This is a genomic window from Corynebacterium tuberculostearicum (assembly GCF_013408445.1).
Classification (GTDB): Bacteria; Actinomycetota; Actinomycetes; order Mycobacteriales; family Mycobacteriaceae; genus Corynebacterium; species Corynebacterium tuberculostearicum.
Window position 1 is genome coordinate 1,763,190 of record NZ_JACBZL010000001.1, and the last position, 21,469, is coordinate 1,784,658.

The 21,469-nt window shown below is 57.3% G+C and carries 21 protein-coding genes; 10 read left to right on the forward strand and 11 right to left on the reverse strand.

Going from position 1 to position 21,469, the window contains the following annotated elements:
- The first annotated feature begins 183 nt into the window (after positions 1-183).
- Positions 184-669, forward strand: coding sequence for a hypothetical protein (locus BJ985_RS11770; protein ID WP_236587133.1), 486 nt, complete (start codon positions 184-186; stop codon positions 667-669).
- Between the two features lie 195 nt (positions 670-864).
- On the opposite strand, the gene BJ985_RS08235 is transcribed toward BJ985_RS11770, so the two are convergent.
- The 3 genes from BJ985_RS08235 to BJ985_RS08245 all read right to left on the reverse strand — a co-directional run bounded on the left by BJ985_RS08235 (position 865) and on the right by BJ985_RS08245 (position 4,502).
- Complete coding sequence (locus tag BJ985_RS08235) at positions 865-1,302, reverse strand: hypothetical protein (RefSeq protein ID WP_179387168.1); 438 nt, start codon at positions 1,300-1,302, stop codon at positions 865-867.
- 317 nt (positions 1,303-1,619) lie between these two features.
- Positions 1,620-2,849 (reverse strand): IS110 family RNA-guided transposase, encoded by a 1,230-nt coding sequence (locus tag BJ985_RS08240; protein WP_005324630.1) that lies wholly within the window; start codon positions 2,847-2,849, stop codon positions 1,620-1,622.
- 309 nt (positions 2,850-3,158) lie between these two features.
- Positions 3,159-4,502, reverse strand: coding sequence for an IS256 family transposase (locus BJ985_RS08245; RefSeq protein ID WP_179386209.1), 1,344 nt, complete (start codon positions 4,500-4,502; stop codon positions 3,159-3,161).
- A 194-nt stretch (positions 4,503-4,696) separates the two neighbouring features.
- On the opposite strand from BJ985_RS08245, the gene pepN reads away from it, so the two are divergent.
- From pepN to BJ985_RS08270, 5 genes are all read left to right on the forward strand, one after another.
- Positions 4,697-7,222, forward strand: coding sequence for an aminopeptidase N (gene pepN / locus BJ985_RS08250; protein WP_179387169.1), 2,526 nt, complete (start codon positions 4,697-4,699; stop codon positions 7,220-7,222).
- Between the two features lie 82 nt (positions 7,223-7,304).
- Positions 7,305-7,853 carry an RNA polymerase sigma factor gene (locus BJ985_RS08255; RefSeq protein WP_005326023.1) on the forward strand — a complete coding sequence of 183 codons (549 nt, stop codon included), beginning with the start codon at positions 7,305-7,307 and terminating at the stop codon, positions 7,851-7,853.
- A gap of 84 nt (positions 7,854-7,937) precedes the next feature.
- Positions 7,938-8,864, forward strand: coding sequence for a thioredoxin-disulfide reductase (trxB, locus tag BJ985_RS08260; RefSeq protein WP_179387170.1), 927 nt, complete (start codon positions 7,938-7,940; stop codon positions 8,862-8,864).
- Between the two features lie 6 nt (positions 8,865-8,870).
- Positions 8,871-9,194 (forward strand): thioredoxin, encoded by a 324-nt coding sequence (trxA, locus tag BJ985_RS08265; protein WP_005326021.1) that lies wholly within the window; start codon positions 8,871-8,873, stop codon positions 9,192-9,194.
- 87 nt (positions 9,195-9,281) lie between these two features.
- Positions 9,282-10,463: an N-acetylmuramoyl-L-alanine amidase gene (locus BJ985_RS08270; protein WP_040425444.1), complete on the forward strand. Its 1,182-nt coding sequence runs from the start codon at positions 9,282-9,284 to the stop codon at positions 10,461-10,463.
- Between the two features lie 9 nt (positions 10,464-10,472).
- On the opposite strand, the gene BJ985_RS08275 is transcribed toward BJ985_RS08270, so the two are convergent.
- From BJ985_RS08275 to rpmH, 8 genes are read right to left on the reverse strand one after another with little or no spacing between them, the layout of a single operon-like run.
- Positions 10,473-11,051, reverse strand: coding sequence for a 2-methylaconitate cis-trans isomerase PrpF family protein (locus BJ985_RS08275; RefSeq protein ID WP_179387171.1), 579 nt, complete (start codon positions 11,049-11,051; stop codon positions 10,473-10,475).
- A gap of 9 nt (positions 11,052-11,060) precedes the next feature.
- On the reverse strand, positions 11,061-12,101 hold the full coding sequence (locus BJ985_RS08280) for a ParB/RepB/Spo0J family partition protein (RefSeq protein ID WP_005326890.1): 1,041 nt from the start codon (positions 12,099-12,101) through the stop codon (positions 11,061-11,063).
- 6 nt (positions 12,102-12,107) lie between these two features.
- Positions 12,108-12,956, reverse strand: coding sequence for a ParA family protein (locus BJ985_RS08285; RefSeq protein WP_005326017.1), 849 nt, complete (start codon positions 12,954-12,956; stop codon positions 12,108-12,110).
- Positions 12,957-12,966: 10 nt separating this feature from the next.
- Complete coding sequence (gene rsmG, locus BJ985_RS08290; protein ID WP_040425466.1) at positions 12,967-13,566, reverse strand: 16S rRNA (guanine(527)-N(7))-methyltransferase RsmG; 600 nt, start codon at positions 13,564-13,566, stop codon at positions 12,967-12,969.
- Positions 13,567-13,595: 29 nt separating this feature from the next.
- The gene (gene yidC, locus BJ985_RS08295; protein ID WP_179387172.1) at positions 13,596-14,573 is read right to left on the reverse strand and encodes a membrane protein insertase YidC; all 978 of its coding nucleotides are present in this window, start codon (positions 14,571-14,573) and stop codon (positions 13,596-13,598) included.
- Between the two features lie 13 nt (positions 14,574-14,586).
- Complete coding sequence (gene yidD, locus BJ985_RS08300) at positions 14,587-14,802, reverse strand: membrane protein insertion efficiency factor YidD (protein ID WP_005326014.1); 216 nt, start codon at positions 14,800-14,802, stop codon at positions 14,587-14,589.
- Positions 14,803-14,849: 47 nt separating this feature from the next.
- A complete protein-coding gene (gene rnpA, locus BJ985_RS08305; protein ID WP_005326013.1) occupies positions 14,850-15,212 on the reverse strand; it encodes a ribonuclease P protein component in 363 nt (120 codons plus the stop codon).
- 3 nt (positions 15,213-15,215) lie between these two features.
- Positions 15,216-15,359, reverse strand: a complete 144-nt coding sequence (gene rpmH / locus BJ985_RS08310; protein WP_003847033.1) for a 50S ribosomal protein L34 — start codon at positions 15,357-15,359, stop codon at positions 15,216-15,218.
- Between the two features lie 670 nt (positions 15,360-16,029).
- On the opposite strand from rpmH, the gene dnaA reads away from it, so the two are divergent.
- From dnaA to BJ985_RS08330, 4 genes are all read left to right on the forward strand, one after another.
- A complete protein-coding gene (gene dnaA / locus BJ985_RS08315; RefSeq protein WP_150850218.1) occupies positions 16,030-17,652 on the forward strand; it encodes a chromosomal replication initiator protein DnaA in 1,623 nt (540 codons plus the stop codon).
- A gap of 745 nt (positions 17,653-18,397) precedes the next feature.
- Positions 18,398-19,579 carry a DNA polymerase III subunit beta gene (gene dnaN / locus BJ985_RS08320; RefSeq protein ID WP_179387173.1) on the forward strand — a complete coding sequence of 394 codons (1,182 nt, stop codon included), beginning with the start codon at positions 18,398-18,400 and terminating at the stop codon, positions 19,577-19,579.
- Positions 19,579-20,790: a DNA replication/repair protein RecF gene (gene recF, locus BJ985_RS08325; RefSeq protein WP_179387174.1), complete on the forward strand. Its 1,212-nt coding sequence runs from the start codon at positions 19,579-19,581 to the stop codon at positions 20,788-20,790. The genes dnaN and recF overlap by 1 nt, the downstream gene beginning before the upstream one ends.
- A complete protein-coding gene (locus BJ985_RS08330; protein ID WP_179387175.1) occupies positions 20,783-21,352 on the forward strand; it encodes a DciA family protein in 570 nt (189 codons plus the stop codon). Before recF ends, BJ985_RS08330 begins: the two co-directional genes overlap by 8 nt.
- Positions 21,353-21,469: the final 117 nt, after the last annotated feature.

Consider the following 21,469-nt stretch of genomic DNA (forward strand, 5'->3'; position numbering starts at 1 on the left):
ACATGAGTACAGCTCGCGTAAAGTGGAACAAGATTGCATTGGAGACGTCGAAACCTCATTTATCGGGGTAACTGAAGGAACAATTGTTACCTCAACGGGAACCTATTATGCGAAGGCTTATAGTAATCCGGCTCGCGTTAAATGTAAGATTCCTGGCAACCTTTAAAAGATAGGACTCGGTTAATGCAAATATCTAATATTTATCTCGCCTACGTCAAACGCTTCTTTCTATCCGATCCTGATGCAGCAATCCAGGTTCTTGCAGGTGCCAGTTTTGATGAGCAAGAGATTCTCGAGTGGATTGAAGAAGGCAAAAAAGTAGACCATGACATCTGGTACGAGGAAATTCGGATAGAGAACCCTCCCCATTCTCTCAGTTCGCCGAGTGAGGTATTAGTTTATTTCGATGGGTGTGATTTTGACGAAGGATGGGAACATGATTTCCAGTGGACAGATCCAGTAGGTCGTAGAGCCCTTATCCCCGAAAAGTTTAATGGAGTTGTACGCCCCCAACCTGAGACAGAAGGAGTGCTACGGGAAGACGGATACGTAGGTAATGATTACTATCTGTGGAGAGTTCCTTGCCCATGGAAAAGCCGCTACCTTTTAGCTCCATTCCAGGAAAAGAGTAATGAGTACATTGACTACGGACGTCCGTTTACGGTTTGAGCGTAATTAAATCGTAAAATGGTGATGCGAGAAAAGTGACCTTAGCTAGAGCAGTTAGTTAAGGTCACTTTTATTTGTGCTAATGATTTTCATCGATTGGGCGAAATGAACCAAACGATGACAGCGACGTAGTTCCTCAATGGTTTAACTTGGAACACAATATCGACTAAAAGACGAAGGGGCTAGTCTGGCTGACTAGTCGTGAGTGGCTAGGGGTAGATAAATATCTGCCCCTTCGCTTTTCATTTTTTCTAGTTCCGCAAAATGCTTCGGATCGTAGTCTCTCTCGCCACCAATCCATTCAATCTTATCGTCGGAACCGTAATCTAAATACGGGGCAACAACATTTCCTGCCAACTGATCTCCCCACCCCGTAACAGCGGTTCTCCCCTCTGATGAGTAGCTTTCACCCGATTCAAGAGTATGTCTTGGAATCAGCGCAAATTCCATGCCAACATATGCAAGTCCTTGCGCGGATTTAACTGAAAATACGCAATATGCGTACTTGGACGTTTTCCAGGTAGCTCGTACTTCGACATCATCAGGAGACACACCATTTTCCGAGGGAAAATACCTCTTTAGCAAGTGGCGTATCTCCTGGTAAAGAATTTCTGAACTCCACGCCTCCGCCATAATTCACACTCCGTATTTCACTACGCTGCATAACTTTAGTTAAATTGCATGAGTCTCCACTATGGCTAAAAGGTACACCCTATTGTTACGCCGCTTTGGAGCAGAATGTTTCCTGTAAATAGGGCCGTTCCTAGCATTGTTTTACACGCGTCTAGTGGGGTCTAGGCCTTATGTTTACAGAAAGTGGTGAGTGTGGTGTTATCGTCTGACGGTTTCCATAGCTTGCATCCCTCAGTGTGGTGTGACGCTTGCTGATGGTCACTGACATCTTGCGCCACTTGAAGAGTGTGAGACGAGCGTGATGCTCCTATGTTGTGTCAAGCTGATTTGAGAAGTTCTTCATAAGCCAACCTCAACTCCGGCAAAGGGCGCTTGCCGGTTTCGATATCACTGATTCTCGCCGGGGCACACCCGAGTTTTTCAGCAACCTGGGCTTGCGATAACTGCCTCTCGATCCGTCGAGCTTTGAGTTCATCAACCTCTACCTGGCCCGTTGGAAGAACGGCCTGACCCAAGCACAACACCCGGTAGACCTCCCTGACAATGGCGCGTTTCAGACACCGTAAGATCTCCTTTTTCGACAATCCTTCCTTGGTGCGTTTGGCTACGTAGTCCCTGGTGCGTTGGTCATGATGCATCCGCACCAACGCGATCCGATGCAACGCAGAATTCGCCCGACGATCACCACCCCGGTTGAGACGGTGCCGATGAGTCCGTCCAGAACTAGCCGGAATCGGTGCGGCCCCGCACAGATGAGCTAATGCTGCCTCGGAGTGAATCCGGCCTGGATTATCCCCCACACTGACAATCAGATCAGCAGCCACCACGGAACCACACCCAAATATCGAGGTCACATGCGGATTGATCATCTCAACCAGGATACTGATGTGTTTTTCCAGCTGCGTACCCTGTTTCTGTAAATCACGATAGGTGGTGGCTAATGTCTTCAACGCGAGGAGCACCCCATTTCTGGGGTCGGCCAGGTCAGCTGATGGTCGGCACCGGGACAAGGCCTCCACCATGACCAATGTGGACATCGCACTATAGCGGCGTCGAATCTCATCGGGTGCTGTGACCAGCAACGATTTGATCGTTGTCATCAGTTTCGCTGCTGTCATCACGAGCTGACGGCGGGTGATCTGCAACCCACGGAGGGATTCCACTGGCCCGGAAGTGTCTTTCGGGATGCTTAAGGCTTCCCCGGTGAGCACCTGGCGGGCGGCAGCGACAGCATCAACGGGGTCTGATTTGCCGTCCCGGCGTCGAACGGCCCGGGTAGGGCGTAAGACTTCTACGACTGAGTATTTCTGGGTGCGAAGGTGGCGTGTCAGGCCTGCTCCATAGGAGCTGGTTCCTTCCACACCGACGGTGGTGACACCGTAGGTTGCCATGAACTCTGAAATCGCCACGTAGCCAGGGTTGGTGGCGGGGAAGGTGTCGGTGGCGATGTGCCGGCCGGTGTCCGAAATAACGGCAACAGTGTGGGTATCGGTGTGGGTGTCGATTCCGGCAACGGGGCCGGTGGGGCAGTCGAAAGTGGTAGACATTGGGGATCAGGTCCTGTCTGTGAGCAAACGTGCGGGTGACCCGCGATCCGGGGTTTCCGGGCAGACAAGACGCTGATGGGACGACTACACTAGACACCTGCCGGGGTGGTCACGGTGGAGACGTCACGCTCCTATAAGGTCATGGGCGGATTCACCAGATTGCGGTACAGGGTCGGAACTAACATGGAAGACAGATCACGCTGAAGGCACATGAGGAGATCATGGCCAGTCAAGAAGTGGGTCATTCCACGTGGTTCCGATCCTGTATTCCCATTATCAGCGTCAAGTTGTTTGTGTGTGGGGCTGGGTTTATAGGTATTTGTCGAAGCGGTCGGGGTAGGCCACGGCCATTTGGTTGATGGCTTGTTTCCAACCGGAAACTCGGGCTCCTTCCATGAGTCTGCCGGCTGTCGCGGAGACCCGTTTGCCCTCCTTTGCCCTCTTTGCCGCTCGTTTATCTTCAATGTTGCAGATCATCAACCACAGCGTCTTCAGCGCGGATTCATCATTGGTGAACTGCACCCTGTTGCGGGTAGCTTTACGCAGCTCATTATTAAACGATTCAATGGAGTTCGTCGTATAGATGACCTTTCTCGCTGCTGGCGGGAACTGCAGAAACGGGACAAACCGCCCCCATGCGTCCTGCCAGACCTTGACTGAGCGTGGATACTTCTCACCCAACTCGGAAGCCTCGAATTCGGCTAAAGCTGCCTTGGCTGTGGACTCGTCTGCGGCGGTGTAGACCTTCTTCAACGCGGCGGATACAGCCCGGCGATCACCGTAGGCCACCCACCGGTTCGCGGCACGTATCAGGTGCACGATACAGGTTTGCACCATAGAGTTCGGCCAGGTTGCCTCTACTGCTTCTGGTAGGCCTTTCAGCCCGTCACAGCAGACGATAAAGACGTCTTTGACGCCACGATTGGAAAGGTTGGCGCACACTTGCGCCCAAAAGGATGCACCTTCTTCCTTGGCAATCCACAATCCCAAAATGTGCTTGATCCCGTCGAGGTCCACGCCGATTGCCATGTACGCGGACTTGTTGACAACTCGGCCTCCATCGCGGACTTTAATGCGTAGTGCGTCCAGGAAAATGACCGGGTAGAACTCGTCTAGCTGGCGGTTTTGCCAGACCATGACCTCATCCAAGACGGCGTCAGTAACCGCAGAAATCGTCTCATGAGAGATATCAACCCGCATCGCAGTTGCCATGTGGTGCTGGATATCCCTAATGGTCATTCCACCGGCGTACAAGCTGACAATCATGTCATCAACGTCAGTCAATCGCCTCGAGCCTTTAGGGACCATAGTCGGCAAGAATGTTCCCGCCCGATCCCTAGGGACATCAACGGTTACCGGCCCGTAGTTCGAATCCACGGTCTTTGTGTACGACCCGTTGCGGTGATTGTCTGTCCCAGCTGCAGCTTTGCCGCTCCTGTCGCCGGACTCGTAGCCCAGGTGGGCATCCATTTCAGCATTCAAACCTCTGGTGATTGAGGCTTGCAGCATGCCCCGAACTAGGTCGTTGGCATCCGTTGTCGATGTGCCTAGGTCATCAATCAGTTTCGCGATTTCGGGGTTAGCAAGCAGCTTCTTTTCAATCGCGTCAATCTTGGCCTTATCGGCCGGATCTCGTCTTGTCACAGTAGTCATTCTGGCTTATCTCCTTATGCAGGTTGGAAACCCACACACAAACCATCAGACACTCTCTGTGAGACGGCAAAAACTAATCCAACTGGTCCACAGCGAGGTCCCAATACCCGCTGGGTAGTTTGCCTCTAAAAGGCAGCGGAACTTAGACCCCAACCCCGCACCCTACGTGACGGCGGTAACTATAGTTCCTAAGTATGACCGCACCACAAACTAAGACGCAGCACGAGTTGCTCCAAGAACGCGCAGCGGCGGTGGACCTGCGCGCCTATCACCTCCACCTTGACCTCTCAGAGGTACTCGACAGCCCCACCTACCGCGTGACTACCCGCCTCGAGCTCAGCAGCAGCGAACCCGAGCTTTTCCTTGATTACCTGGGCGAATCCGTCGCGGAGGTCAAGATCAATGGCACCCCGCAGGAGGTGGATTTTGATGGCAGCATCATCCGATTGCACGGCCTGCCGGTAGGGGAGGAGCTCGCCATCGAGGTCACCGGCCACTCGCGCTATTCACGCACCGGCCAGGGCCTGCACCGCATGCACGATCAGGCCGATGACGCGACCTACCTGTATTCACACCTCGAGCCTTCCGACGCCCGCCGCATCTTCCCCTGCCTGGAGCAGCCGGACCTCAAGGCCGTCTTCCACGTGCGCATGACCGCACCGAAAAAGTGGCAGATCCTTTCCAACCAACCGGAAGTCGAACGCAGCGAGGAGGGCGATCTCGCCACCGTTACCTTCGCGCCGACCCCGCCACTGTCGACGTACCTGACTTCTTTCGCCGCTGGCCCCTACCAGTACCAAGAGCGCACCTGGACCGCCCCGGATGGCAGCCACTCGGCACAGCTGCGCGCCTTTGCGCGCGCATCCATGTTTGAGCACCTAGACGACGAAATCCTAGGACTTACCGCCCAAGGCATGGACTTTTTCCACCAGAACTTTGGCTATCCCTATCCGTGGGGCAAGTACGATTCCATCTTCGTACCCGAATACAACCTCGGCGCGATGGAAAATCCCGGCCTGGTGACGTTTACGGAGAACTACATCTTCCGCTCCCGCGCTACCCGCGCGCAGCATGCCGGCCGTGCAAATACCATCCTGCACGAGATGTCCCATATGTGGTTCGGCGATCTGGTCACTCCGCAGTGGTGGGATGACCTGTGGCTCAAAGAGTCCTTCGCGGAATTTATGGGCGCGGATTCTTCCGTCCACGGCACCGACTACACCGAGGCCTGGGCCAATTTTGCCGGCGCCCGCAAGAATTGGGCCTACCTGCAGGATCAGCTGCCCACCACGCACCCCATCAAGGCGGAGATCCCGGACGTGGATGCCGCACGCCAGAACTTCGATGGCATCACCTATGCCAAGGGAGCGGCGGTGCTCAAACAGCTGGTGCACTACGTCGGCCGCGATAATTTCTACGCCGGTGCGCGCGACTACTTCCAGGAACACGCCTTTGCCGCCGCCACCTTTGATGACCTCCTGCAGGCGCTCAAGAAGCACACGGACCGCGATCTTGATGCTTGGTCCCAAGCCTGGCTGCGCACCTGGGGCCCGGATACCCTCACCCCGGAGTTGCACACCGAAGGCGAGAAAATTGCGGAGCTGGCCATCAGTGCAGACGCCGAGGACGTCACCCGACCGCACCGCCTGACCGCTTCGCTCTTTGATGCATCCCTGCACAAGTACCGCGAGATCGACATCGATCTCCCCGCCGGCGATGGCACCACCCGCACCATCATCGATGAAGCGGCCGGTCTTCCGGCCCCGGCATTGCTGCTGCTTAACGACGCCGACCATACCTACGCCAAGATCCGCTTCGACGAGGCCTCCCTAGACACAGCGAGTGAGCGCCTGACCGACATCGAGGATGAATTGACCCGCGCGGTAATCTGGACCGCCCTGTGGAACCTCACCCGCGATGGGGAAATGTCGGCGATTGACTATGTGGGGGTCGTCGTCAAGCACGAAGCCTACGAGACCAACACGACGCTGCTGGCTGCTGCCTGCGCCAATGCCAACTTTGCGATTGCCCACTATGTTGCAGACGCCGACCGCGAGCAGGTCCGCACCGACTATGCCGAGGCGATCTGGGGCCACCTGGACGAGGCCGAACCAGCCTCGGACACCCAACTTGTGCTCGCTCGCGCCGCCATCCGCGCACTCGCCGCAACGCCGGAGGAATCAGGTACCGCGCGCCTTAAGGCCCTGCTCTCCGGTGGCATTGCCGGCCTTCGCGTGGACCCCGAAATCCGCTGGTCGATCTTGCGCGCCCTCGCCGCCCGCGACGCCGTAACTTTGACCGAGCTCGAAGAGGAAAAGCAGCGCGATAATACGCTAACCGGCGCTACCGAATTCCTCGGCGCCAGCCACGCCTTCCCCACGCCGGAGACCAAGCGCTCCGCGTTCGATAAGGCGCTCACGCCCGGCGCATATTCCAATGCCGAGGTCGACACACTGGTCGCCGGATTCAATGCCCCGCGCTCAGCTAGCCTGCAGGAGGCCTTTGCGGAGGAGTTTTTCTCCCGCGTGGAAGATATCTGGGCCGCGCACCCGATTGAGATTGCTAACCGCCTCATCCGTGGCTTCTACCCAGAATTGCCGATGGCCGATGCCGCCACCACGCGCCTACTGCACCGGGAGCTGCCAGGAGCGCTGCGCCGCATCCTGTTGGAATGCCGCGATAACCTGCGGCGCACCCTGCGCGTACGGGCTGGTCAATAGACTGTACTGCCTAGCGCTCGCGCCCTAATTCCCCTCGGGTCACACTGTGTATAACAGTTGTTGATCCGGGGGGAATCTACATATGACGCTGAGCCATGACCGCAGTGACGAAGAACTAGTTGATGCTTTTATTGAGGGGGATAATAAGGCCTTTTCCACCATCGTGGAACGCCACCGCACGCGGCTGACCACGGTGGCGCGGCGCTACACCAGAAACGATCATGATGCCCAAGATGTGGTCCAGGAAGCCTTCCTGCGCGCCAGCTGCAACCTGCACTCCTATCGCCGAGAGTCTGCGCTTTCGACCTGGCTGCACCGGCTGGTGAAAAATTCTGGCTATGACTACTTGAACCACCGCTCTAACAGGGAAAATGCTTCTTTAGATGCGGAGGACTTCGACGACGATCGCAACCCGCTGCTCGCGCATAACCCTTCCGAAAACCTTGCGGAGCAGCTGGTGGTGCGAGAAGCCATGCAGCTGCTGCGCGAGGATCAGCGCGAGGCGCTGGTGCTTACCGACGTCGCCGGGTTCCGCGTCGGCGAAGTTGCCACCGCCCAAGGGGTAAAACCCGGCACCATTAAATCCCGCCGCGCCCGAGCGAGGGAAGTCCTACGCGCCGCCATGGGGTGAGTTTGCTAATACCGACGTTTGTCAGCGTGGCGGGTAGACTCAGGGCGTTACGCGAAACCACACTCTGATTTAAGGGAGTTAGCAATGACCGTCCACGATGTTGCCATCGTAGGTTCCGGCCCTGCCGGTTACACCGCCGCGCTGTACGCGGCACGCGCCGAGCTCAACCCGATTGTCTTCGAGGGCTTCGAGTACGGCGGCGAGCTTATGAATACCACCGAGGTAGAAAACTACCCCGGCTTCCAAAAGGGCATTATGGGCCCAGAGCTCATGGAAGAAATGCGCGCCCAGGCCATCCGCTTCGGTGCGGATCTCCGCATGGAGGTCGTTGACTCCGTAGAGCTAGAAGGCGAAATTAAAAAGCTGCACGTAGGTGACGAGCTCTTTGAGGCCCGCACCGTTATCCTCGCCACCGGCGCCGCCCCGCGCCACCTCGGCGTTCCCGGTGAGGAAGAACTCTCCGGCCGCGGTGTATCCACCTGCGCTACGTGCGATGGCTTCTTCTTCAAGGGCCACAATATTGCCGTTATCGGCGGCGGCGACTCTGCCATGGAGGAGGCAACCTTCCTCACCAAGTTCGCGGACTCTGTCACCATTGTGAACCGCTCCGAGAACTTCCGCGCCTCCAAGATCATGCTGGAGCGCGCCCAGGCCAACGAAAAGATCAAGTGGGAGACCAATAAGGTCGTCGAAGAAGTTATTGAAGCCGATGGCAAGGTCGGCGGACTCAAACTCAAGGACGTCACCAACGGCGAGACTTCCACCTTGGACGTCACTGCCATGTTCGTAGCAATTGGCCATGATCCGCGCTCTTCCTTCCTCAATGATCAGGTCAAGCTCAATGACAACGGCTATGTTGTAGTTGAACAACCCACCACCAAGACCTCCCTGCCAGGCGTTTTCGCCTGCGGTGACTTGGTGGATGACCACTACCAGCAGGCAATTACCGCGGCCGGCTCCGGTTGCCGTGCGGCAATTGATGCGGAACATTTCCTCGCAGAAAACCGTTAATTCAGTATGAGCAACGTCAAGAAAGTAACCACCGATACGTTCCGTAAGGACGTCATCGAGTCCGATAAGCCCGTCATCGTCGACTTCTGGGCCGAGTGGTGTGGCCCGTGCAAGAAGCTTTCCCCCATCCTGGAAGAGGTAGCGGAGGAGTTGGACGGCCAAGTCACCGTCGCCAAGGTTAACGTCGATGAAGAGCGCAACCTAGGCGCCATGTTCCAGATCATGTCCATCCCCAATGTGCTGATTTTCAACCACGGCGAGAAGGTAGACGAATTTGTAGGTCTGCGTTCTAAAGATGACATCGTGGCGCAAGTGAAAAAGCAGCTTTAACTGTTAATCTAATTCCTATTAGATTAAGCGTGTAGAAATTCTGGAATGCGGCCCTAACTAAAGCGGGCTGTGAAAGGGGTATAAGGCGTGAATCGCGTTCTTCGAGTCGGCGATACAAGCGTGCGTGTAGCTGAGGCTCGCGCTACCTTGGCCCGTCTCGGCCTCTTGTCAGATTTCAAGGGGGAACTTTCTGCGTGGAAGAAGCAGAAGTACTCCGAGAGCGACAAGAGCTTTGATGCCAATTTGTCTGAGGTCCTCAAGGCCTTCCAGCAATCCCGCGGTATCGTGCCCACGGGCGAGATCGACGATCTCACCCTGCGCGAACTGCGCCAAGCCTCGTACACGCTCGGCAGCCGCGTACTTAGCTACGAGCCTGCGAATGAGCTGGTGGGTGACGATATCTCGCAGCTCCAGCAGCAGCTGCAGGAGCTCGGCTTCTACCAGCAGCGGGTAGACGGCCACTTCGGTACTAATACCCACGCGGCCCTGAAGGAATATCAGCACAACTGCGGCCTGCAAGAAGATGGTGTGTGCGGCCCGGCCACCATCCGCGCCCTTGGACTGCTCGGCCGCCGTATTACCGGTGGTTCCGCGCACAATATCCAAGAGCGTGAGCGCGTCCGCAATGCCGGCCCTAAGCTGGCGGGCAAGCGCGTTGTCATCGATCCCGCCTTGAGCGGCGGCGACGCCGGCCAGTTGGTCAAGGGTCGCTTCGGTGATATTTCCGAGCAGGAAATCCTGTGGGACCTCACCCAGCGCATCGAGGGGCGCATGATTGCCGCAGGCATGGAGACCATCATCTCCCGTCCTCGGACCTCCGATGCGGACGTCAAGTCCCGCGCCGAACTGGCTAACGCCTTCGATGCGGACATGGTCATTTCCCTAGCCTGCGATTCCTACCCCAATGAGAAGGCCAATGGTGTTGCCACCTTCTACTTCGGGTCCGAATCCGGCAACTCCTCACTCATTGGTGAGACCCTTTCCGGTTTCATCCAGCGCGAGATTGTCGCGCGCACTGAGCTGCTGGACTGCGGCAACCACGGCCGCACCTGGGACCTGCTGCGCTTGACCCAGATGCCGGTCATCCAGATCGTACTGGGCTACCTGACCAACCCAGAGGACATAAAGATCCTCACCAACCCGTCCCGCCGCGATGACATTGCGGAGGCGATCGTGATTGCCGTAAAGCGCATGTACCTCATGGAGCAGGACACCGCCGTAACCGGCACCTATAAGTTCTCCGAGCTGCTCCAGGCCGAGCAGGCCTAGGCCTAGAATCTAGGCCAAGGCGCGGGCTAAAAGGTCTTCGGCAGCTGCCGCACTGAGCATATCGTGCTCTGGCGGCAACTCGAGCCGCAAGCGGGGGAGTACTGGGTGATCAGCGGCTACCTCAAAGCCGGCGGAGCGCAAAGTCTCATAAGACATCAGCCCAATATAGGCCGGTTTATGGCCCAAGAAATCCGCCGCTGCCGCAGGATCGCCGTAATAGCCAAAGGCCTCCACGGCGGTGCTGCCGCGGTTGGTGAGGTGCATAATGGCGGCGTCGACAAGCACTGCTTCAATGCCACGCCCCATTAAATGTGCCTTAACGAAGAGCGAGGTAATGATCTCCGCATCGTTTGAAATGGGGGCGGTGGGAAGCTTGGCGGCGCCGGCAGCATCCTCGCGGGAGCAAAAGAGAATGGTGGCGTCCTCGCCCACGGTAAAGCCGCACTGACCAAAGGAGAGCAGGGTAGTAGCCAGCCACGCTTCCTTTTCAAAGGCGGGATCGACCACGGAGGCCTCCAGCTCCCAAAAGGTGCTGCGCGCGGCCTGGCGGTGAATGCGCGTGCCTTCGCGTACCGGCTCGAGGATCATCGCCCCGGTTTAGTGCTGGCCCTCAATGAGCGCCATGATGCGCTCGAAATCTTCTTGGTCGCCGAATTCCACGACCATCTTGCCCTTGCGCTTGCCCATGGTCACGGTGACCTTGGTATCGAAACGATCAGACAGGCGCTCAGCGGAATCGGTAAAGTACTGCGGCTGCGGTGCCGGCTGCTTCTTCTTGGATTCGGCCGGCTTACCATCGCGCTTGTAGAGGGTGACTGCCTCCTCGGTCGCGCGTACGGACAGGCCCTCCGCGATGATGCGGTTGGCAATGTATTCCATGGCCTCGGTGTCATCCAAGGACAATAGGGCACGCGCGTGGCCGGCAGATAAGGTACCAGCAGCTACGCGCTTTTGTACCTCTACCGGCAGCTTGAGCAGGCGCAACATATTGGTCACCTGTGGGCGCGAACGGCCAATGCGGTCCGCCAGCTCGTTCTGGGTAACGCCGAACTCTTCCAGCAGCTGCTGGTAGGCGTGCGCCTCTTCCAAGGGGTTGAGCTGTACGCGGTGGATGTTCTCCAGCAGGGCATCGCGCAACAGGTTGTCGTCCTTGGTATCGCGCACGATGGCCGGAATCGTGGCCAGGCCCGCCTTGGAGGAAGCGCGCCAACGACGCTCACCCATGATGAGCTCAAAGCCGCCTTCCTCGGAAGGACGAACGACCACAGGCTGCAACAGGCCAAACTCGCGGATCGAGTGGACGAGCTCGCCGAGTTCATCCTCGTCGAAGACCGTGCGCGGCTGCTTCGGGTTGGGGATGATATCCCCAATGGAAATCTCGCGGTAGGTCGCACCGATAGGAGCCGGGGTGGCCTGGCGCTTCTTGGAGGACTTAGAGCCAGAACCCTGTTGAATGGTGGGAGCACCCTTTACGCGCTTGCCTTCACCACCCTTCCGGCCCGGCTGCGGGGTGGAATTACCCAAAATAATATCCGCGGCGGAATCGCCCAAGCGCGGCTTGCGGGTAGGAGCATCAGGACCGGACGGGATGAGTGCGGCTAGGCCTTTGCCAAGGCCGCCTTGCTTCTGTTCTGCCATGAGTTCCTATCCTTCCAATTCCGCGTAAATCTCTGGGCTCACGCCAATCGCCCCGGTGGTCGGGTGCGGGCGGTAATCGCCACGCCGGTCAAGCTCGCGCGCGGCCGCAAGGTAGGCGCGGGCACCGGTGGACGAGGGAGCGTAATCAATAACCGTAGTACCGTACCCCGGTGCCTCGGAAACGCGCACGGAGCGCGGGATAACATTGGCCAGCACCACGGCTCCGAACTGTTCGCGGACGTTATCGGCCACGTCCTCGGCCAAGCGCGTGCGGGCGTCATACATGGTCAGCAGCACGGCGGAAATATGCAGATCCTCGTTGAGGTGCTCGCGAATCATGGAGATATTGCCCAGCAGCTGGCCCACGCCCTCCAGGGCGTAATACTCGCATTGAATCGGGATGATGACCTCTTCAGCGCAGGTCATCGCGTTAATGGTGAGCAAACCCAGCGATGGCGGGCAATCAATGAAGACATATTCGAAGCCGTGCTCTTCAAGGAAGCCATTATGTAGGGCGTCGTACAGCCGAAATTCACGGCGTACCAAGGAGACCATTTCAATCTCTGCGCCAGCCAGATCAATGGTGGCGGGGATGCAGAAGAGGTTCTCGTTGTGCGAGGAGGGCTGCATGGCCTTCTCGGCGGTGCAGTCTCCTAGGAGCACCTCATAGCTGGAATCGGTGCCGGAATTATGTTCCGCGCCCATGGCCGTGGAGGCGTTTCCCTGCGGGTCAAGATCGATCACCAGCACTTTTTTGCCCTCTGTGGCTAGCGCTGCGGCCAAGTTGGCGGCGGAGGTGGTTTTGCCTACGCCGCCTTTCTGGTTAGCAATGGTGATAAGGCGCGGATTAGTCATGCCGTCTACTTTAGTTCACGCGCGGGACACGAATGATCGTGGTTCCCTCGATGGTGCTGACCTCGGCCTTTCCACCGCCGGCCTTCTTAATGTCGGCGGCATCGCGTTCCAGTTCCTCGTGTACCGAAGAACCCTTCAGCGCGATCATCTCGCCACCCTTGCGCACGAGCGGCAGCGACCACTTCGCCAGCTTGCCCAGGGGCGCGACGGCGCGGGAGGTGACCACGTCTGCTCCCGCCACGGCCTTTTTAATCGGTCCCTCTTCGGCACGGCCGCGCAGGACCGTCACGTTGTCTAGGCCCAGCTCTTCTACGACTTCGTTGAGGTAGTTATAGCGCTTGAGCAGCGGCTCGATCAGAGTGATCTGCAGGTCCGGGCGCGCAATGGCCAGCGGAATGCCGGGCAGCCCGGCACCCGAGCCGACGTCGATAACCGTGGCACCCTCCGGGATTGCCTGCTTGACGACGGCACAGTTAATAATGTGCCTGTCCCACAAGCGTGGCACCTCGCGGGGGCCTATAAAACCACGAGTGGACCCGTCTGTAGCGAGCGAATCATGGTAAGCCTGCGCGAGGGGCAAGCGGGAGCCGAATACTACTGACGGGTCCATCTCGGACACGATGGGGTTCTCCTCCGTGTTTATTTGTTTTTGCGCTGTTTCTTGGTGCGGTTGTCCTTCTTGCGGGCACCCGGCTTAGGCGCGGAAGTGCGCTTGGCCTCTACCTTAGCGGCTTCCTCTTCTTCTTCCTCGCGGTCCATCTTGGCATAGACGATGCGGGTTTGGAAGAAGGTCCAGACCGTATTGGCCATCATGTAGAACAGCAAACCAATCGGCCAGATGAAGCCGGAGAAGACCAGCATGGCCGGCATGACCCACAGCATCATCTTGGACATCATGGCCATTTGCTGCTGCATCATTTCCGCATTTTGACCCTGCGGTGCTTGGGTCTTGCCAGCAGCACGGCGCTTTTCCTGGCGGTTCAGGCTCATGCGGGCGTTGAAGTGTGTCATAACCGCAATGATGGCGATCATCGGAACGATGATGACGGCTGCCTGGGTGGTGGTTACGCCCTCCACAATCGGCGAGTTCAAGCGCAGGTTGGTCACCAGCGGAACATCAAAGATCTTGGCATCCAAGAACTGCTGGACTAGGTCCGGCTTGAAGATGTAGTTCGCGGTATTGGCGTTATCCTCAATGGACATTGGGTCGCCACTGGGGTGGCCGATGCCACCGGCTACCGCAACGGTGCGGTCGAAGGAGCGCAGCACGTGGAACAAACCAACGAACATTGGAATCTGCACGAAGACCGGCAGGCAGCCGGCCATCGGACGAACGCCGGACTCCTTGTAGACCTTCTGCATTTCCTGCGCGGCCTTGGTTTGATCATTACCGTACTTCGCGCGGATTTCCTGCACCTTAGGCTGGATTTCCTGCATCTTGCGCGAGGAACGAATCTGGCTAATGGTCGGCTTGACCATGAGTGCCTTAAGCGTCCAGGTCAGCAGCACAATGGCCAGAATCCAGGTAATGCCCCAGGCAGGGTCCATTACGAGGGACAGCAGCCAGTGCCAGAACCACAAAACGGCCGAAATTGGCCAGTAAATGAAATTAAGCACGAGTGTTTAATCCTCAATTGTTGTTGGTACCCGGGACCGGATCGAATCCGCCCGGATGCCAGGGGCCGCATTTGCAGACCCTGGCTATTGCCATCGCCGTACCCTTGATTGCGCCGTGTTGAGAAAGCGCCTCTAGGGCATAAGCACTGCATGTCGGCTCGAACCGACAGGTCGATACCATCTTAAGGCCAGAGACATGTTTTTGGTAGAAACGAACCACTTTGACCATTGGTTTGGCCAATCCTCTGGCTGGGGGAATTTCCTCCCCGCGGGAATTTAGATATCCCATTGCTTGCGCAGTGCTTTGGCAAGATCTTTTTCTAATTGCTCACTGCTAGCAGTGGCGCTGGCGGGCAAGGCACGGATGACTACGTCCACGCTGGCGGGCAGCTTGGGAATGAATGTCATGCACACATGGCGAAGCCGCCGGGAGGTGCGGTGGCGAACCACTGCATTCCCGACGGCTTTAGAAACAATCAGCCCAAATCGCGGCCCAGTGGCGGCGATATCGGCTGCCTTGTCCGTACCTGCGTTGTCGCGCGCGTGCACGACGACCGTACGAGTGCCCGCCCGGCGACTGCCCTTCATCGTGCGCCGAAATTGCGTCGGCGACGTGAGCTTGTGCTGGGCTGGAAGCATAACTTATGCAGTCAGCTTTGCGCGGCCCTTCTTGCGACGAGCTGCAACAATGGCGCGACCTGCACGGGTGCTCATGCGGGTGCGGAAGCCGTGCTTGCGAGCACGACGACGGTTGTTCGGCTGGAACGTGCGCTTACCCTTTGCCACGTTAATTCTCCTTGAAGTTGTGCGTAGGCACACCACCGCGATGCAGCGGCACGCCCACTGATGAATAGATTCCATGAACCTGACGCATCACAGTCTCTCCGGTGCACGGCGAGCCGACGGGCCCAGCCGGTGCGAGGTGACGCAGTCACTTTCACGCGCAACTCTTTGTTGCAATAGACCATGCCAGATTACGTGATTTCTGCCGCTGGGAACAAATCGACACCCGGGTACACCCGAAATTACATAAATGTTTTTTCCTGCAGCTAGAGGGCCAGATTCTGTGCTCTTACTGCACCTAATCCGTCACACAGTAAGACCCACCCCAACCCACACCCGGGTGGTGAATTTTTCTCGCTAGACACACCCGCCGTTTCGGCGGTAGAACAGAAGAATCAAATTCCACAGCCCAACCGGTCATGTGGATAACTCTAAATCAACGCTTGAGACTTGTGCAGTTTCCGCAGCATAGGGCCATAAACTGACCAATGAAGAGTTATCCACAGTCATGAACTAAGCTGTGAATAACTATTTAATCCACACCTGTGGATAACTCTGTGGAGATCGAGGTGACTCGATAAAAACCGATGTGAAAACCACGGTGGAATCCGCAGTGAAAATTGTTATTCAATGTCCACCCGTCCCCGACTAAATTCCACAAAGGTAGCCTGTTGTGACTGACCCACAAGCGAACCTGCATGCCGTTTGGCGCGCGGTCGTTGATGACCTGCTCGCACAATCCGAGCAACCCAATTCCGAGGTCCCCAGTTTTTCGCACTCACAGCGCCTTTACCTCCAACTGGTTCGCCCCATCATGATGGTTGAGGGCTACACCCTCGTTGCCGCCGAAAACCTGGATGCCAAAAATGTGGTCGAAAATGAGTTGGGCGAGCACATTGCCAAGGCATTAACCCGCCACCTAGGCCGACCGTGTTCCTTTGCGGTTACCCTTGCCACCCCGCAAGAGCCACAGCCGCCGGCCGCGGACCCTGCACCACAGCCAACACCCCCTCAACAACAGCAACCGCCGCAGAACACGGAATCTACCCAGAACTACATTCCGCGCCCACAGCAAACGGATGCCGCTGCACAGCAGGCCCCTTCCCAGAACAATTGGCAGTCGAGTCACGCCCCTGCAAGCCTGGATGAGCTGGCCCAGCACTATAACCAACAGCAGGCAGAATCCGCGGGAAATTTCTCCGGTGCTGCCACCAATTCTGCCCGCATCCCGCGCGAGGCCCCTGCGCACGATCCCAACCGTGAAACTTCCCTCAATCCGAAGCACACTTTCGATAGCTTCGTCATCGGTTCTTCGAATCGTTTTGCCAATGGTGCCGCCGTGGCTGTGGCCGAGAATCCCGCCCGTGCGTACAACCCACTATTTATCTGGGGTGGCTCTGGCCTGGGTAAAACGCACCTTTTGCATGCCGCCGGCAATTACGCCCAGGTACTGCATCCGGGTCTGCGCGTGAAGTATGTGTCTTCGGAAGAATTCACGAATGACTATATTAATTCCCTGCGCGATGACCGTCAGGAATCATTCAAGCGGCGCTACCGCAATCTCGACATTTTGATGGTCGATGACATCCAATTCTTGGAAGGCAAAGAATCCACCCAGGAAGAGTTCTTCCATACTTTCAATGCGCTGCACCAAGCCAATAAGCAGATCATTTTGTCTTCGGACCGCCCACCGAAGCAACTAACCACGCTGGAAGATCGCCTCCGCACCCGCTTTGAAGGCGGTCTTATCACCGATATTCAGCCGCCAGATCTAGAAACGCGTATCGCGATTTTGATGAAGAAGGCGGCCAATGACGGCACCGAAGTGGATCGCTCCGTGCTTGAGCTCATTGCCTCTCGTTTTGAGTCATCTATTCGTGAGCTCGAAGGCGCACTGATCCGCGTTTCGGCCTATTCTTCCTTGGTGAATGAGCCAATCAACGTGGAGATGGCAGAAATCGCGTTGCGCGATTTGGCCCCAGATTCCGCCGATAGGCAAATCACCGCTACCTCGATCATGGAGGTCACGGCAGAATTCTTCGATATTGATGTAGAGACTCTGCGCGGCGCTGGCAAAAAGCGTGCGGTGGCGCATGCACGCCAGTTGGCTATGTATCTGTGCCGCGAGCTCACGGAGCTATCCCTTCCCAAGATCGGTGAACAGTTCGGCGGCAAAGACCACACCACCGTCATTTACGCGGATCGCAAGATCCGCAAAGAGATGACTGAAAAGCGCAATACCTACGACGAGATCCAGGCGCTTACCCAGCGCATCAAGAATCGCGGTCGCGCCTAGATCTCGTCACCTTTTCTACAGCTCCTTCCTTAAGCGCCTTCCTTATATAAAGGAGGGCGCTTTTGTCTGCCCTTTGTCACTTCGCGGATTCTGCTCGCACTACTTAAAGGTGAGACCAGAACTACCAGATCAGAGATTCTTGACTGAGACGCCGAAACCTGGTTCAAACCGTCCACACAGCCGCCTATACCTTCGTGTAATTCCACAAAGAACCCAGAAGGTCCACGAAAAGTACTCTCTTAACTGCGAAAAGAGTTATCCACAGCGTTATTCACACTTGTGTAATTTCATCTTTGTAATTCATAGATCTTACTCACAGTTTTAAATTCCACAGGCCCTATGCTGGGAGAACCGCCCTGTGATCAGTGCTGTGTGTAGATCGGTGATCAAATGACAAAACCTGTGGATAAAACGGTGATCCCGTTAGTTGTCCACAATTCGCCCCGATTGATCACAGCAAGATCACAAGAATTGGCACACCCCGGATCTGCGGCTTGAACTTGTCATTTACCTAGTTACCCACAGATCCCACAGCGCTTATTACTACTACTAAATTATTTCTCTGATCTGTATAAAAGAAAGAGGGTGTGTGGAATTCGGCCCGGCCTGCCTTCGGCCAGGCGCGGATCGGGCGGGCAAAGATGGAATTACACGTTGTGGCGCACCGCGCCCGATGCGGTAAGTTGGAAGCCAGTCTTTTGTAAGTAACAAATTTCCTACTTGCCCCAGAGGAGCTCTTCGCACCATGGATGAAGCCGTGTCATTTCGCGTGGCCAAAGATGACCTTGCCAACGCCGTAGCGTGGGTTGCTCGCAGCCTGCCGTCCAAGGTCACCCAGCCCGTGCTCCGCGCGATGCTGATTACCGCGGATGACAATGGTCTTGAGTTCACTGGCTTCGATTACGAGGTATCCACCCGCGTCCGCATCGCCGGCATGGTGGATGAACCCGGACAGATCGCGGTCGCCGGCAAGCTCCTCTCTGACATCGTCGCTTCCCTTCCCAACAAGGAAGTGGAGATCTCCCAGGTAGATTCCAAGGCCCTGGTTACCTGTGGTTCTTCCCGCTTTGAGCTTCCACTGATTCCTCTGGATGATTACCCGCAGCTTCCGGTCCTGCCGGAGGTTACCGGCACCATTCAGCCACAGCTATTCGTCGAGGCCATCCACCAGGTCGCCGCTGCGGCCGGCAAGGATGACACCTTGCCCATGCTCACCGGTGTGCACATGGATATCCGCGGCAAGGACATTGAGATGACGGCAACGGACCGCTTCCGCCTGGCCATGCGCACCTTGGAATGGGAGCCGAAGTCGCCGGATGTAGAAGCGAAACTCTTGGTGCCTGCGAAGACCCTGCAGGAAACCGGTCGTTCCTTGGATCCGCACCTGAATATCCCAGTGGAAATCGCTGTGGGCACCGATGACAATATTGGTGCCGATGGCCTCTTCGGCCTGCACGCGGATAATCGCGAGACCACCACGCGCATGCTGGATGCGGACTTCCCTAATGTGCAGCCCCTGTTGCCGAAGAGCCACACCAATATTGCCTCCATTGAGGTCGCCCCGCTGCAGGAAGCAATTCGCCGCGTGTCTTTGCTGACGGATCGCAACGCGCAGATTCGGATGGAATTCGCCGATGGCCAGGTGACCCTTTCCGCCGGCGCGGATGCCGGTAACGCCACCGAGACCCTGCCGTGTGCATTCCATGGCCGCGATGAATTCCTCATCGCCTTCAATCCGGGCTACCTCAAGGATGGCTTGGGCGTTATCAACACCGACCGCGTGGTCTTCGGCTTTACCGAGCCTTCCCGCCCAGCCATCATGATCCCAGAACCGGAAGAGCTGCCAGAGGCCGATGAAGATGGCAACTTCCCCACGCCGGAGACCAACTTCACCTACCTGCTCATGCCGGTTCGCCTGCCGGGCTAATGTACGTCAGGGATCTCGATGTTCGGGATTTTCGCTCGTGGCCCGAACTTAATGTGCAGTTAGGGCCGGGGATCACCCTTTTTGTCGGGCGCAACGGCTTTGGCAAGACCAATATCGTTGAGGCCATTGGCTATACTGCTCACCTTTCCTCCCACCGCGTTTCCCACGATGCACCGCTGGTGCGTCAGGGCGCGGACAGCGCGCGGGTATCCATTACCGCGGTGAACCAAGGTCGCGAGCTTACTACCCATTTGCTGGTTAAGCCCCACGCGGCCAACCAAGCACAGATTAATCGCACCCGCCTGCGCAGCCCTCGTGAGTTGCTGGGTGTGGTAAAAACTGTGCTCTTTTCCCCGGAGGACTTGGCCCTGGTGCGCGGGGAGCCGGCCGGGCGCCGCGCCTACCTCGATAGCATCATTGCCTCGCGGACTCCGCGCCTAGCGGGCGTGAAGGCCGACTACGACAAGGTGCTCAAGCAACGCAATGCCCTGCTGAAATCGGCCTCCGGCAGCCTGCGCCGCGGCTATTCCGATAGCGATGGCGCCGCTGCGTTGGCCACCTTGGATACCTGGGATGCGCAGCTTGCCCGGCTCGGCGCCCAGGTGATTGCTGCGCGCCTTGCGCTTGTCGACGCCCTGTTGGACCACATCCCCGCCGCCTATTCCGGCCTGGCGCCAGAATCGCGACCGGCGCACGTGGAGTATAAGTCCACGATCGATACCTCCGATCGCGAGGTGCTAGAGGCCGTGCTGCTCACCGAGTTGGCCGCCGCCCGGCAGCGCGAGATCGAACGCGGCATTTCCCTGGTGGGTCCGCACCGCGATGATCTGGTGCTCAACCTGGGTGATCAGCCGGCCAAGGGCTTTGCTAGCCACGGCGAGACGTGGTCCTACGCCATCGCGCTGCGCCTGGCGGAGTTCAACCTCCTGCGTCAGGAGGGAGGCTCGGATCCGGTGCTCATCTTGGACGATGTCTTTGCCGAGCTCGACGCCAAGCGCCGCAAGCAGCTGGTCCACTTGGCCGCCGAGGCGGAGCAGGTGCTCATCACCGCGGCCGTGGATGAGGATTTGCCTGGAAACTTGGAACCCATCGTGCGCTACCGCGTGAGCGTAGAAGATACCGAGACCGGTCGCATTTCCAAGCTCAGCGCCGAAGATTCTGCCGAAGATCGTGCTCAAGATACCGCTGAGGAAGGTGAGGGGAATGAGTGAGGATCAAGGGGGCGTCGGCAAGCAGCGCATTGATCCCGTCACCCAGTACTTCAAGCTGGTTCGGTCCACCTCCAAAAACCCGCCGAAGCTGACCCGCCCAGTACCGAAGATGCCGGTGCCCTCGCTGGAGAAGGCGCAAAAGCAGGGGTATATGGGCTATCAACGCGGCCGACCTACGGGTCCGGATGGCAGAAAGAAACGGCGCACGCTGGCCGTGCCGAGCCTGGGATCCCAAATTAACCGCGAGGTGGTCAATCGTGGGTGGGAGCATGACCTGGCTAATGGCTGGGTGATGGGCAATTGGGAGCATCTGGTGGGCGAGCGCATCGCCGCGCATACGCAGCCGCAGCGGATTAAGGACAAGATTGTCTATGTATCCTGCGATAACTCCACGTGGGCAACGGAGCTGCGCTACCTGCAACGGCAAATCCTGCGGAAAATCTCTGACCGCCTTGGCCCCGATGTCATCGTGGAACTGCGGATTCACGGGCCGAAGCAAAGGCGCAATTACGAGGGGCGGCAGTGGGTCAAACCGCAAGGATCACAAGATACCTACGGCTAATAGGCTGAGGTTTACTCAGACCTGCACAAAGTAAAGAACCTCAGAGCGCGCCAGATTCCTATCTCTCACGGGTGTGGGGTGTCTTTCAGTAGGGGGTATCCGTGTAGAATAGTCAAG

Coding starts and splice junctions, on each gene's coding strand:
- BJ985_RS08255 (WP_005326023.1), top strand. CDS start 7,305: ATGACGCTGAGCCATGACCGCAGTGACGAAGAACTAGTTGATGCTTTT.
- BJ985_RS11770 (WP_236587133.1), top strand. CDS start 184: ATGCAAATATCTAATATTTATCTCGCCTACGTCAAACGCTTCTTTCTA.
- BJ985_RS08330 (WP_179387175.1), top strand. CDS start 20,783: ATGAGTGAGGATCAAGGGGGCGTCGGCAAGCAGCGCATTGATCCCGTC.
- BJ985_RS08240 (WP_005324630.1), bottom strand. CDS start 2,849: ATGTCTACCACTTTCGACTGCCCCACCGGCCCCGTTGCCGGAATCGAC.
- trxA (WP_005326021.1), top strand. CDS start 8,871: ATGAGCAACGTCAAGAAAGTAACCACCGATACGTTCCGTAAGGACGTC.
- yidD (WP_005326014.1), bottom strand. CDS start 14,802: ATGGTCAAAGTGGTTCGTTTCTACCAAAAACATGTCTCTGGCCTTAAG.
- BJ985_RS08285 (WP_005326017.1), bottom strand. CDS start 12,956: ATGACTAATCCGCGCCTTATCACCATTGCTAACCAGAAAGGCGGCGTA.
- BJ985_RS08235 (WP_179387168.1), bottom strand. CDS start 1,302: ATGGCGGAGGCGTGGAGTTCAGAAATTCTTTACCAGGAGATACGCCAC.
- BJ985_RS08280 (WP_005326890.1), bottom strand. CDS start 12,101: ATGGCAGAACAGAAGCAAGGCGGCCTTGGCAAAGGCCTAGCCGCACTC.
- dnaN (WP_179387173.1), top strand. CDS start 18,398: ATGGATGAAGCCGTGTCATTTCGCGTGGCCAAAGATGACCTTGCCAAC.
- rsmG (WP_040425466.1), bottom strand. CDS start 13,566: ATGGACCCGTCAGTAGTATTCGGCTCCCGCTTGCCCCTCGCGCAGGCT.
- BJ985_RS08245 (WP_179386209.1), bottom strand. CDS start 4,502: ATGACTACTGTGACAAGACGAGATCCGGCCGATAAGGCCAAGATTGAC.
- trxB (WP_179387170.1), top strand. CDS start 7,938: ATGACCGTCCACGATGTTGCCATCGTAGGTTCCGGCCCTGCCGGTTAC.
- rnpA (WP_005326013.1), bottom strand. CDS start 15,212: ATGCTTCCAGCCCAGCACAAGCTCACGTCGCCGACGCAATTTCGGCGC.
- BJ985_RS08275 (WP_179387171.1), bottom strand. CDS start 11,051: ATGATCCTCGAGCCGGTACGCGAAGGCACGCGCATTCACCGCCAGGCC.
- pepN (WP_179387169.1), top strand. CDS start 4,697: ATGACCGCACCACAAACTAAGACGCAGCACGAGTTGCTCCAAGAACGC.
- recF (WP_179387174.1), top strand. CDS start 19,579: ATGTACGTCAGGGATCTCGATGTTCGGGATTTTCGCTCGTGGCCCGAA.